Here is a 12321-nt window from a genome sequence, read left to right as displayed (position 1 = left end):
AGACCATCGTCCAGCTCATCCACGACGGCCAGGTCGACCTCATCGTCAACACCCCCTACGGCACCGGCGGCCGCCTCGACGGCTACGAAATCCGCACCGCAGCCGTCGCCCGCAGCGTCCCCTGCCTGACCACCGTCCAGGCACTCGCAGCAGCCGTCCAGGGCATCGACGCGCTCAACCACGGTGACGTGGGCGTCCGTTCGCTCCAGGAACACGCGGAACACCTGACCGCGGCCCGCGACTAGCAACCGCCCGAGGGGGACACCGGAAACGGTGTCCCCCTCCGCATGAGGACACCGACATGTACAAGCTGTTCTTCAATCTCGTCTTCAAGCGGATGGACCCGGAGCAGGCCCACCACATAGCCTTCCGCTGGATCCGTCTGGCGGCCCGCGTGCCCGTGCTGCGCACGCTCGTCGCGGCCGCGCTCGCGCCCCGCTACAAGGAGCTGCGCACCGAGGCGTTCGGGCTGCGGATGCACGGCCCGTTCGGTCTCGCCGCCGGCTTCGACAAGAACGCCGTGGCGATCGACGGCATGGCGATGCTCGGCTTCGACCACATCGAGATCGGCACGGTCACGGGTGAGGCCCAGCCGGGCAACCCCAAGAAGCGGCTGTTCCGCCTTGTGCCGGACCGCGCGCTGATCAACCGCATGGGCTTCAACAACGAGGGTTCGGCGGCCGTGGCCGAGCGCCTGGCGGCCCGCAAGGCCGTCTTCCGTACGACGGTCGGCGTCAACATCGGCAAGACCAAGGTCGTCCCCGAGGCGGAGGCCGCCGCCGACTACGTGAAGTCGACCGAGCGCCTGGCCGCGTACGCCGACTACCTGGTCGTGAACGTCTCCTCGCCGAACACTCCGGGGCTGCGCAACCTCCAGGCGACCGAGTCGCTGCGGCCGCTGCTGACGGCCGTGCGCGAGGCCGCCGACCGCACGGTGACCTCGCGGCGGGTGCCGCTGCTCGTCAAGATCGCCCCCGACCTCGCGGACGAGGACGTGGACGCGGTCGCGGACCTGGCGGTCGAGCTCGGTCTGGACGGCATCATCGCCACCAACACCACCATCGCGCGCGAGGGTCTCGGCCTGACCTCGGACCCGGCGCTGGTGAAGGAGACGGGCGGGCTGTCCGGCGCGCCGCTCAAGGAGCGCTCCCTGGCGGTCCTGAGCCGCCTCTACGCGCGCGTGGGGGACCGGATCACCCTGGTGGGCGTCGGCGGCGTGGAGAGCGCCGAGGACGCCTGGCAGCGGATCCTCGCCGGGGCCACCCTGGTCCAGGGCTACAGCGCGTTCATCTACGAGGGCCCCTTCTGGGGCCGGGCGATCCACAAGGGCCTCGCGGCCCGGCTCGCCGCCTCCCCGTACGCCACCCTCGCCGAGGCCGTCGGCGCCGACACCCGAAAGGCCGACGCATGAGCACCAGCAGCACCTTGGAGCCCTTCGGCGCGCGCCTGCGCCGCGCGATGGACGAGCGCGGCCCGCTCTGCGTCGGCATCGACCCGCACGCCTCGCTGCTCGCCGACTGGGGTCTGAACGACGACATCGCGGGTCTGGAGCGGTTCTCGCGCACGGTCGTGGAGGCGCTGGCCGACCACGTCGCCGTCTTCAAGCCGCAGGCCGCCTTCTTCGAGCGGTTCGGCTCGCGGGGCATCGCGGTCCTGGAGAAGACCGTCGCGGACGCCCGTGCGGCCGGCACGCTGGTCCTGATGGACGCCAAGCGCGGCGACATCGGCTCCACGATGGCCGCGTACGCCGAGACGTTCCTGCGGCCGAGCTCGCCGCTGTTCTCGGACGCGCTCACCGTCTCGCCCTACCTCGGTTACGGCTCCCTCAAGCCCGCGGTGGAGCTGGCCCGCGAGAGCGGCGCCGGGCTCTTCGTGCTCGCCCTCACCTCCAACCCGGAGGGCGCGGAGGTCCAGCGCGCGGTGCGCGAGGACGGCCGCACGATCGGCGCGACGATGCTGGCGCACCTGGCGGACGAGAACGCGGGCGCGGCCCCGATGGGCTCGTTCGGCGCGGTGGTCGGGGCGACCCTTGGCGACTTGTCGACATTCGACCTGGACATCAACGGCCCGCTGCTCGCTCCGGGCATCGGGGCGCAGGGTGCCAAGGCCTCCGACCTTCCGGCGGTGTTCGGCGCGGCCGTCCGCAACGTCGTCCCGAACGTCAGCCGGGGTGTTCTGCGTCACGGTCCCGACGCCGGCGCCCTGCGCGAGTCCGCGGCCCTCTTCGCGGACGAGATCCGCACCGCCGTGGCCTCGGCCTGACGGTCTTCGGGGTCCGGCATTCGGACTCGGGCGTCGAATGTTGACGCATTCCTTACCCAAAACCCGGGTGTTATGTCGCGAATGTCCTGGTCGACAGAGGCTGACCAGGACTTTTCGCTTGTTCTCGCTGACTGGAGCGGTCCAGGCCGCTAGTCTCCGACGAGAGCAGCGACGAGCGAACGGGCATTGTGCGTCGCTCGTTGCTCGCCTGGTGTGGGGCGACTAGGTTCCTCACCGGTCCGTATCCGACAGTTCGACATCCGAGGTGACGTAGGCGTGGCTCTTCCGCCCCTTACCCCTGAACAGCGCGCAGCCGCGCTCGAAAAGGCCGCCGCGGCTCGCCGGGAGCGGGCCGAGGTCAAGAATCGACTCAAGCACTCCGGTGCCTCCCTCCACGAGGTCATCCAGCAGGGACAGAAGAACGACGTCATCGGCAAGATGAAGGTCTCCGCGCTCCTGGAGTCCCTGCCGGGCGTGGGCAAGGTCCGCGCCAAGCAGATCATGGAGCGGCTGGGGATCTCCGAGAGCCGCCGTGTGCGGGGTCTCGGCTCCAACCAGATCGCATCCCTTGAGCGTGAGTTCGGCGGCGCCGGGGCCTGACGTTCCGGGCACCCCCGGGAAGCTGGAATAATCGCTGCATGGCAGTAGCACCCCGGGGGTCATCCCCCGTACCCCCGGACGCACGTCCGCGGCTGACCGTGCTCTCCGGCCCGTCAGGGGTCGGCAAGAGCACGGTCGTCGCTCATATGCGCAAGGTCCACCCCGAGGTCTGGCTCTCGGTGTCGGCGACGACCCGCAAGCCGCGCCCCGGCGAGCGCCACGGCGTCCACTATTTCTTCGTGGACGACGAGGAATTCGACAAGATGGTCGCCAATGGCGAGCTTCTTGAGTGGGCCGAATTCGCGGGCAACCGCTACGGCACGCCGCGCCGCGCCGTCCTTGAGCGTCTGGAGGCCGGGGAGCCGGTCCTCCTGGAGATCGATCTCCAGGGCGCCCGGCTGGTGCGCGAGTCGATGCCGGAGGCGCTGCTCGTCTTCCTGGCCCCGCCGAGCTGGGACGAGCTGGTCCGCCGGCTCACCGGCCGCGGGACCGAGGCGCCCGACGTGATCGAGCGTCGGCTGGCCGCCGCGAAGGTCGAACTGGCCGCCGAGGCCGAGTTCGATACCACCCTGGTCAATACCTCCGTCGAGGACGTGGCTCGTGAGCTGCTAGCCTTGATGAAAGTTCTTTGATCTTTAATCCCCTTCGGAAGGCAGAGAGTGTCCTCTTCCATCACCACGCCCGAGGGCATCATCAACCCGCCGATTGATGAGCTGCTTGAAGCAACCGACTCGAAGTACAGCCTCGTGATCTACGCCGCCAAGCGCGCGCGCCAGATCAACGCGTACTACTCGCAGCTCGGCGAAGGCCTGCTGGAGTACGTCGGTCCGCTCGTGGACACGCACGTCCACGAGAAGCCGCTCTCGATCGCGCTTCGCGAGATCAACGCGGGTCTGCTGACCTCCGAGGCCATCGAGGGCCCGGCCCAGTAAGGCCTCCGTACGTGTGACCACAGGCCCGGCAGCGCGACTGCCGGGCCTGTGGTGTGTCATTGGGGAGTACGTATCCGAATGCGGGGAGACGCGGTGGACAAGCCGAAGGTCGTTCTGGGGGTCAGCGGCGGGATCGCCGCCTACAAGGCGTGCGAGCTGCTGCGCCGGCTGACCGAGTCCGGGCACGACACCCGGGTGGTGCCGACCGCGTCGGCGCTGCACTTCGTGGGAGCCGCCACCTGGTCCGCGCTCTCCGGGCACCCCGTGTCCACCGAGGTCTGGGACGACGTCCACCAGGTCCCGCACGTGCGGATCGGCCAGGAGGCCGACCTGGTGGTGGTGGCCCCTGCCACCGCCGACATGCTGGCCAAGGCCGCCCACGGCCTCGCCGACGACCTCCTCACCAACACCCTGCTCACCGCCCGCTGTCCGGTGGTCTTCGCGCCCGCGATGCACACCGAGATGTGGGAGCACCCCGCGACCCAGGAGAACGTGGCGACGCTGCGCCGCCGGGGCGCGGTCGTCATCGAGCCCGCCGTCGGCCGCCTCACCGGCGTCGACACCGGCAAGGGGCGCCTCCCCGAGCCCGCCGAGATCTTCGAGGTCTGCCGCCGGGTGCTCGCGCGGGGCACCGGCGAGCGGGATCTGGAAGGCCGCCATGTGGTGGTCAGCGCGGGCGGCACGCGTGAGCCGCTGGACCCGGTCCGCTATCTGGGGAACCGTTCCTCCGGAAAGCAGGGGTACGCCCTGGCGCGCACCGCCGTCGCCCGGGGAGCCCGGGTCACGCTGATCGCGGCCAACACCGGGCTGCCCGATCCGGCGGGCGCGGACGTGGTCCATGTGGGCACCGCCGTTCAACTGCGGGAGGCGGTTCTCAAGGCCGCGTCCGACGCGGACGCGGTGGTCATGGCCGCCGCCGTGGCCGACTTCCGGCCCGAGTCGTACGCCGCCGGGAAGATCAAGAAAAAGGACGGCGAGGAGCCCGCGCCGCTCACTCTCGTCCGTAATCCCGACGTTCTCGCCGAGCTTTCCCGCGATCGTCCGCGCCCCGGCCAGGTGGTCGTCGGCTTCGCCGCCGAGACCGACGACGTGCTCGCCAACGGACGCCAGAAGTTGCAGCGAAAGGGCTGTGACCTGCTGGTTGTCAATGAGGTGGGGGAGCGCAAGACGTTCGGCTCGGAGGAGAACGAGGCGGTCGTCCTGGCCGCCGACGGCTCCGAGACCCCCGTTCCGTACGGCCCGAAGGAAATGCTGGCGGACGTGGTGTGGGATCTTGTCGTCCCGCGTTTCGCGTAAATTCACGTTCGCCCCTCCGGGCGCCCGAAACCCGCCAAAATCAGGTACCGGAGCCTCTGGTGAGGGCAGATCTTCGTACTGCAGAATGCGGTGTCGCAGGTCACAGAGCTTTCATTGTGCGAGACAAGTGGTCCGTCGACCGGTACCGACCGATAAACTGGTGGTGGAACGACGCCGGGCGCAGCTCCCGGCCCGTCCCACCCATGATCAGCCAGCAGCCGCTGCAACCCCAGGGAGCGTTGTGTCCCGTCGTCTGTTCACCTCGGAGTCTGTGACCGAGGGTCACCCCGACAAGATCGCTGACCAGATCAGCGACACGATCCTCGACGCGCTTCTGCGCGAGGACCCGACCTCCCGGGTCGCCGTGGAGACCCTGATCACCACGGGCCTGGTCCACGTGGCCGGTGAGGTCACGACCAAGGCGTACGCGCCGATCGCCCAGCTCGTCCGCGACAAGATCCTTGAGATCGGGTACGACTCGTCGAAGAAGGGCTTCGACGGCGCGTCCTGCGGCGTCTCGGTCTCCATCGGCGCGCAGTCCCCGGACATCGCGCAGGGTGTCGACACCGCGTACGAGAAGCGGGTCGAGGGCGACGAGGACGAGCTCGACAAGCAGGGCGCCGGCGACCAGGGCCTGATGTTCGGCTACGCGTGCGACGAGACGCCCGAGCTGATGCCGCTCCCGATCCACCTGGCGCACCGCCTGTCGCGCCGCCTGTCCGAGGTCCGCAAGAACGGGACCATCCCGTACCTGCGCCCCGACGGCAAGACCCAGGTCACCATCGAGTACGACGGCGACAAGGCCGTCCGCCTCGACACCGTCGTCGTCTCCTCGCAGCACGCGTCGGACATCGACCTGGACTCGCTGCTCGCGCCCGACATCCGCGAGTTCGTCGTCGAGCACGTCCTCAAGCAGCTCGTCGAGGACGGCATCAAGCTGGACACCGACGGCTACCGCCTGCTGGTCAACCCGACCGGCCGCTTCGAGATCGGCGGCCCGATGGGCGACGCCGGTCTGACCGGCCGCAAGATCATCATCGACACGTACGGCGGCATGGCCCGCCACGGCGGCGGCGCCTTCTCGGGCAAGGACCCGTCCAAGGTCGACCGCTCGGCCGCGTACGCGATGCGCTGGGTCGCCAAGAACGTCGTCGCCGCCGGCCTCGCGGCCCGCTGCGAGGTCCAGGTCGCGTACGCGATCGGCAAGGCCGAGCCGGTCGGTCTCTTCGTCGAGACCTTCGGCACCGCCACGGTCGACACGGACAAGATCGAGACCGCCATCGCCGAGGTCTTCGACCTGCGCCCGGCCGCGATCATCCGCGACCTCGACCTGCTCCGCCCGATCTACGCCCAGACGGCCGCCTACGGCCACTTCGGCCGCGAGCTCCCCGACTTCACGTGGGAGCGCACGGACCGCGTCGACGCCTTGCGCGTGGCGGCGGGCCTGTAGGCCCGTAGGTCATACGCCTCTCTCACGGCAGCCCCGGACCTGGTGGTCCGGGGCTGCCGTGCGTTCGCCCGACCTGCTCGGCGACCACCGCTGTCAGTGCCGTCTGGTAGGAATTTGGGTGTGAGCAGCGAGAACGAGAAGGCGGGTGGGGGCGCCGTGGGGGGCGGTGGGGCGGAGCAGCTTGCGCTCATTCGGGAGACCGTGCGCCAGGCCAAGGTGCCCAAGGCCAAGCCGCGCACCTGGCGGGGGGCCGCGCTGGCCGAGGTGCTGCCCGTCGCCCGGGTCGTGGTGGACAAGGGCGGGGTGCATCTCGACCGGTTCTTCGACTACGCCGTGCCCAAGGAGCTCGACGCCGACGCGCAGCCGGGGGTGCGGGTGCGGGTGCGGTTCGGGGCCGGGTCGCGCAATGTGCGGGACGGGCGGCGCGAGGGCGGCGGGCTGATCGACGGGTTCCTGGTCGAGCGGGTGGCCGAGTCCGACTACTCGGGGCCGCTCGCCGCGCTGGCCGGAGTGGTGTCCCCGGAGCCGGTGCTCAGCTCCGCGATGCTGGCGCTCGCCCGGGCCGTGGCCGACCGGTACGCGGGCAGCCTCGCCGATGTGCTGCAGCTCGCCGTGCCGCCTCGCAACGGGCGGGCTGAAGGCAAGCCGTCGCCCCCCGCGCCGCAGGCGCCCCCGGTGCCGGATGCGGGGACGTGGGGGCGGTACGGGAACGGGGAGGCGTTTGTGCGGGCGCTCGCCGCGGGCGGGGCGCCCCGGGCCGTGTGGACCGCGTTGCCCGGGCCCGCGTGGGCCGAGGAGATCGCGCGGGCCGTCGCGGCGACCCTGTCGGGTGGGCGGGGTGCGCTGGTCGTGGTGCCCGACGGGCGCAGCGCCGGGCGCCTCGACGCCGCGCTGACGGCGCTGCTCGGCGAGGGGCGGCATGCGCTGCTGACCGCCGAGTCCGGTCCCGAGAAGCGTTACCGGCAGTGGCTGGCCGTGCGCCGGGGCTCGGTGCGGGCCGTGGTGGGGACGCGGGCCGCGATGTTCGCGCCGGTCGAGAACCTCGGCCTGGTGGTCGTCTGGGAGGACGGCGACTCCAGCCACAGCGACGACCACGCGCCCTTCCCCCACGTACGAGAAGTGCTTGAGCTGCGGTCCGCCCACGACAAGTGCGCGTTCCTGCTGGGGAGTACGAGCTGTACGGTCGAGGCCGCCCAGCTCGTCGAGAGCGGCTGGGCGGCGCCGCTGGTCGCCGACCGCGCCACCGTACGGGCCGCAGCCCCCTTGGTGCGGACCGTCGGCGACGGCGAGCTGGCCCGGGACGAGGCGGCGCGGGCCGCGCGGCTGCCCAGCCTCGCCTGGCAGGCCGTCCGGGAAGGGCTCAAGCACGGGCCGGTCCTGGTGCAGGTTCCCCGGCGGGGCTATGTGCCCCGGCTGGCCTGTGAGCGCTGCCGCGCGCCCGCGCGGTGCCGACACTGTTCGGGGCCCCTGGAGGCGCCGGACGAGCGGGACTTGACGTGCGGGTGGTGCGGGCGAGGCGAGCCCGACTGGCACTGCGCGGAGTGCGGGGGCGTACGGCTGCGCGCGAGCGTGGTGGGCGCCCGGCGCACGGCGGAGGAGCTGGGGCGGGCGTTCCCGGCGGTGCCGGTGCGTACGTCGGGGCGCGACCATGTGCTGGACAGCGTGCCCGGACGGCCCGCGCTCGTCGTCTGCACACCCGGCGCCGAGCCGGTCGCCGAGGGCGGTTACGCGGCGGCCCTGCTGCTCGACGGCTGGGCGATGCTCGGGCGGCCCGATCTGCGGGCCGGGGAGGAGGCGCTGCGCCGCTGGATCGGGGCGGCGTCGCTGGTGCGCGGGCAGGAGGACGGCGGCACGGTGGTCGTCGTCGCCGAGCCGACCCTGCGGCCCGTGCAGGCGCTGGTCCGCTGGGACCCGGTCGGCCACGCGTTGCGCGAACTCGCCGAACGGGCCGAGCTGGGCTTCCCGCCGGTCTCCCGGATGGCCGAGGTGACGGGCCGCCCGGAGGCCGTGGAGGCGTATCTGGCGAGTGCTCAACTGCCGCCCGACGCCCAGGTGTTGGGGCCGGTTCCCGTGCCTGCGACCGAGCCGGGCCGGGTGCGGCGCCCCGGCGCCCCGCCGGTCGGCGAGGTCTGGGAACGGGCGCTGCTACGGGTGCCCCCGGGCAGCGGCTCGGCCCTGGCCGCGGCACTGAAGACCGCCCAGGCGGGCCGCCTCGCGCGCGGGGGCGGCGATCCGGTGCGGATCAGGGTGGACCCGCCGGACATCGGCTGAGCGGCGCTGCCTGGCGGCCGATCCGGAGGGGTGCCCCGCTACGGCCCGCCCTCGGCTGCTACCGGACGACCCGCCCTCACCTACGGACGACCGCCGCCGCACAGACGGGTGCCCCCGGCGTACGTCACGTACGACAGGGGCACGGGAAGGGGTGGCGAGGTCAGCCGTTGCGCGGGCCGGGGAACGCGGTGGCGCGGGCCTCCTCGCGCAGCGACTGCGAAGTCGCCGTCGGCTGGGGCGGCATCGAGCGCGCGGCGGGCACCGCGGGGACCCCGGCCGGGACCGGCAGGGCGCGCGGCACGGTCGCCTCGGCGGGACGTTCGGCCTCGGCGGCCTGGGCCGCGGCGCGCCGTGCCCCGTAACGCCGGTGCACCGCCTGCTTGGTGACCCCGAGCGCCGAGCCCACCGCGTCCCACGAGAAGCCCAGGGAGCGGTCGAAGTCGACCGCGGCGGTCACCAGGGTCTCGACGCTGTCCCGCAGCTCCTGGGCGAGCCGGACGGTCGGGGCGGGCGCGCGCCCGTACACGACGAAGCCCGTGGAGGGGCCGGAGCGGCGCGGGCGGTAGACGTTGCCGAGCTGCGCGGTGAGGGTGCGCAGCGCGTCCACCTGCCGGCGGACCCGCTCGATGTCCCGCACCAACAGGTGCAGACTGGCCCGTGCCTGGGCGTCGTGGGTTGCGTGGTCGGCCATGAACAAGCCTCTCGAACCGGCGTTGTGAAAAGGGATGGGCCGCAGCGCGGCCCGTTTCGGTCAATCTCTCTTGACCAACGCGCCACCTGGTGTTGTGGTCACGCTGCGGGGGCGTATGGGCATATGCAGAGGGCGCACGACGCTTCGTACGCCCCCGCCGTCCGACCCGCCACGCGACCCTCCACACGACCCGTCGTCCGACCCGCCGTCGGACCCCCTCGGCCTCATCCGCGGACCCACCACCGGATCAGGCCTGCGGGCCTGACACCCCATAGACTGGCGCCGCTCTCTACAAAGCGAGGTATCCCGCAGTGAAGCTCGTCTTCGCAGGCACCCCCGAGGTCGCCGTCCCCGCCCTGGACGCCCTGATCGCCTCCGGCCGGCACGAGGTCGCCGCCGTGGTGACCCGGCCCGACGCTCCCGCCGGGCGCGGCCGGCGCCTGGTGGCCAGCCCCGTCGCCCAGCGCGCGGAGGAGGTCGGCATCGAGGTGCTGAAGCCGGTGAAGCCGCGTGACGAGGAGTTCCTGGCGCGGCTGCGCGAGATCGCCCCGGACTGCTGCCCGGTCGTCGCGTACGGGGCGCTGCTCCCGAAGGTCGCGCTCGACATCCCGGCCCACGGCTGGGTCAATCTGCACTTCTCGCTGCTGCCCGCGTGGCGCGGCGCCGCCCCCGTGCAGCACTCGCTGATGGCGGGCGACGAGATCACCGGAGCCTCGACGTTCCTGATCGAGCAGGGGCTCGACTCGGGTCCGCTGTACGGGACGGTCACCGAGGTCGTACGCCCCACCGACACCAGCGGCGATCTGCTGACCCGGCTCGCCTTCGCGGGCTCCGGGCTGCTCGCCGCGACCATGGACGGCATCGAGGACGGCACGCTCAAGGCCGTTCCGCAGCCCGCCGACGGCATCACGCTCGCCCCGAAGATCACCGTCGAGGACGCGCAGATCGACTGGTCCGCGCCCGCGCTGCGGGTCGACCGGGTCGTGCGCGGCTGTACCCCGGCCCCGGGCGCCTGGACCGTGTTCCGGGGCGAGCGCCTGAAGCTGGTCCAGGCGGTGCCGGTCGCGGACCGTACGGACCTTGCCCCGGGCGAGCTGTCCGCAGGCAAGAACAACGTGTACGTCGGCACCGGCTCGCACGCCGTCGAGCTGCTCTGGGTCCAGCCGCAGGGCAAGAAGCCGATGAAGGGCGCGGACTGGGCGCGCGGCGTGCGCATCGCGCCGGGCGAGCACGTCGGCTGACCCAGGCCGCCCCGGGGGTGCGACCCGGGTGGGGGCGCGCGGTCAACAGTCGTACGCTGGTCGGGTTCGCACCATCTGACCAGCGGAGCACCTTTCACGTGAACGATCAGCCGCGCAGCCGTCCCCAGAACAACGGCAAGGGCGGCGGCAAGCCGTACCGCCGCCCCAAGAAGGACCCCGTCCGCATCCTCGCCTTCGAGGCGCTGCGCGCGGTGGACGAGCGGGACGCATACGCCAACCTCGTACTGCCGCCGCTGCTGCGCAAGGCGCGCGAGGGCGGGAACTTCGACGGGCGCGACGCGGCGCTCGCCACCGAGCTCGTCTACGGCACGCTGCGCCGCCAGGGCACCTACGACGCGATCATCGCCGAGTGCATCGACCGGCCGCTGCGCGAGGTCGACCCGCCAGTGCTCGACGTACTCGCACTCGGCGCGCACCAGCTGCTCGGCACCCGTATTCCGAGTCACGCGGCGGTCTCCGCCAGCGTCGAGCTCGCGCGCGTGGTGCTCGGCGACGGGCGGGCCCGGTTCGTCAACGCCGTCCTGCGCAAGATCGCGGCGAACGATCTGGACGGCTGGCTGGAGAAGGTCGCGCCCCCGTACGACGAGGACGCCGAGGACCATCTCGCCATCGTCCATTCGCATCCGCGATGGGTCGTCTCGGCGCTGTGGGACGCCCTTGGCGGCGGCCGCGCGGGCATCGAGGACCTGCTTGAGGCGGACAACGAGCGGCCCGAGGTGACCCTGGTCGCCCGCCCCGGCCGGTCCACCACCGATGAGCTCATGGACGCGCTGGGCGAGGACGGCGGGCTGCCCGGCCGCTGGTCCCCGTACGCGGTACGGATGGCCGAGGGCGGCGAGCCCGGCGCCCTCGACGCCGTCAAGGACGGGCGGGCCGGTGTGCAGGACGAGGGCAGCCAGCTGGTAGCCGTCGCACTCGCGAACGCCCCCATCGAGGGGCGCGACGAGCGCTGGCTGGACGGGTGCGCGGGGCCCGGCGGCAAGGCGGCCCTGCTCGCGGCGCTGGCCGCCGAGCGCGGCGCCGCGCTGCTCGCCTCCGAGAAGCAGCCCCACCGCGCCCGGCTCGTGGAGCGCGCGCTGGCCGGGAACCCCGGCCCGTACCAGGTCATCGCGGCCGACGGCACCCGGCCGCCATGGCTGCCGGGCTCCTTCGACCGCGTCCTGATGGATGTGCCGTGCTCGGGCCTCGGCGCGCTGCGCCGCCGCCCCGAGGCCCGCTGGCGCCGCCGCCCGGAGGACCTGGACGGCTTCGCGCCGCTCCAGCGCGGGCTGCTGCGCGAGGCGCTGTCGGCGGTGCGGGTGGGCGGCGTGGTCGGTTACGCGACCTGCTCGCCGCACCTCGCCGAGACGCGGATCGTGGTGGAGGACGTCCTCAAGGGCCGCGGCGGTGCGCCCGTGGAGGCCGAGTGGATCGACGTACGGCCCCTGATGCCGGGCGTCGCGGGCCTCGGCGACGGGCCCGACGTCCAGCTGTGGCCGCATATGCACGGGACGGACGCGATGTATCTGGCGTTGCTTCGCCGTACGGCCTGACCAGGCCTACAGGCTCAAAAGCGGT

Annotated in this window: 12 protein-coding genes; 11 read left to right on the top strand and 1 reads right to left on the bottom strand. The window is 72.5% G+C overall.

All coding sequences use genetic code 11. From position 1 onward, the window contains the following. From BG418_RS19075 to BG418_RS19035, 9 genes are all read left to right on the top strand, one after another. Positions 1-245: hypothetical protein (locus BG418_RS19075; RefSeq protein ID WP_188275116.1), on the top strand; the 245-nt coding region annotated here is incomplete at its 5' end. Positions 246-301: 56 nt separating this feature from the next. Next, positions 302-1411, top strand: coding sequence for a quinone-dependent dihydroorotate dehydrogenase (locus BG418_RS19070; RefSeq protein ID WP_188275115.1), 1110 nt, complete (start codon positions 302-304; stop codon positions 1409-1411). Then, the gene (gene pyrF, locus BG418_RS19065) at positions 1408-2262 is read left to right on the top strand and encodes an orotidine-5'-phosphate decarboxylase (protein ID WP_188275114.1); all 855 of its coding nucleotides are present in this window, start codon (positions 1408-1410) and stop codon (positions 2260-2262) included. The genes BG418_RS19070 and pyrF overlap by 4 nt, the downstream gene beginning before the upstream one ends. A 276-nt stretch (positions 2263-2538) precedes the next feature. Further along, positions 2539-2862, top strand: a complete 324-nt coding sequence (locus BG418_RS19060; RefSeq protein ID WP_188275113.1) for an integration host factor — start codon at positions 2539-2541, stop codon at positions 2860-2862. 38 nt (positions 2863-2900) lie between these two features. Further along, positions 2901-3494 carry a guanylate kinase gene (gene gmk, locus BG418_RS19055; protein ID WP_188275112.1) on the top strand — a complete coding sequence of 198 codons (594 nt, stop codon included), beginning with the start codon at positions 2901-2903 and terminating at the stop codon, positions 3492-3494. A gap of 27 nt (positions 3495-3521) precedes the next feature. Beyond that, complete coding sequence (gene rpoZ / locus BG418_RS19050; RefSeq protein WP_003970369.1) at positions 3522-3794, top strand: DNA-directed RNA polymerase subunit omega; 273 nt, start codon at positions 3522-3524, stop codon at positions 3792-3794. Positions 3795-3872: 78 nt separating this feature from the next. Next, on the top strand, positions 3873-5090 hold the full coding sequence (gene coaBC, locus BG418_RS19045; protein ID WP_188275111.1) for a bifunctional phosphopantothenoylcysteine decarboxylase/phosphopantothenate--cysteine ligase CoaBC: 1218 nt from the start codon (positions 3873-3875) through the stop codon (positions 5088-5090). A gap of 241 nt (positions 5091-5331) precedes the next feature. Next, positions 5332-6540, top strand: coding sequence for a methionine adenosyltransferase (metK, locus tag BG418_RS19040; protein WP_188275110.1), 1209 nt, complete (start codon positions 5332-5334; stop codon positions 6538-6540). A gap of 120 nt (positions 6541-6660) precedes the next feature. Then, complete coding sequence (locus tag BG418_RS19035; RefSeq protein WP_188275109.1) at positions 6661-8811, top strand: primosomal protein N'; 2151 nt, start codon at positions 6661-6663, stop codon at positions 8809-8811. A 160-nt stretch (positions 8812-8971) separates the two neighbouring features. Here BG418_RS19035 and BG418_RS19030 read toward each other — a convergent pair whose 3' ends face one another. Then, entirely contained in the window at positions 8972-9502 is a 531-nt protein-coding gene (locus BG418_RS19030; protein WP_188275108.1) for a hypothetical protein, read from the bottom strand. A gap of 311 nt (positions 9503-9813) precedes the next feature. Here BG418_RS19030 and fmt point away from each other — a divergent pair, with 311 nt between their 5' ends. Then, positions 9814-10743, top strand: coding sequence for a methionyl-tRNA formyltransferase (gene fmt / locus BG418_RS19025; protein ID WP_188275107.1), 930 nt, complete (start codon positions 9814-9816; stop codon positions 10741-10743). Positions 10744-10841: 98 nt separating this feature from the next. Beyond that, positions 10842-12296 carry a transcription antitermination factor NusB gene (locus BG418_RS19020; RefSeq protein WP_188275106.1) on the top strand — a complete coding sequence of 485 codons (1455 nt, stop codon included), beginning with the start codon at positions 10842-10844 and terminating at the stop codon, positions 12294-12296. Positions 12297-12321 lie beyond the last annotated feature (25 nt).

Origin of the sequence: Streptomyces sp. CBMA152 (assembly GCF_014596475.1) — a bacterium.
GTDB lineage: Bacteria > Actinomycetota > Actinomycetes > Streptomycetales > Streptomycetaceae > Streptomyces.
This window is presented reverse-complemented; position numbering and strand designations above follow the sequence as displayed.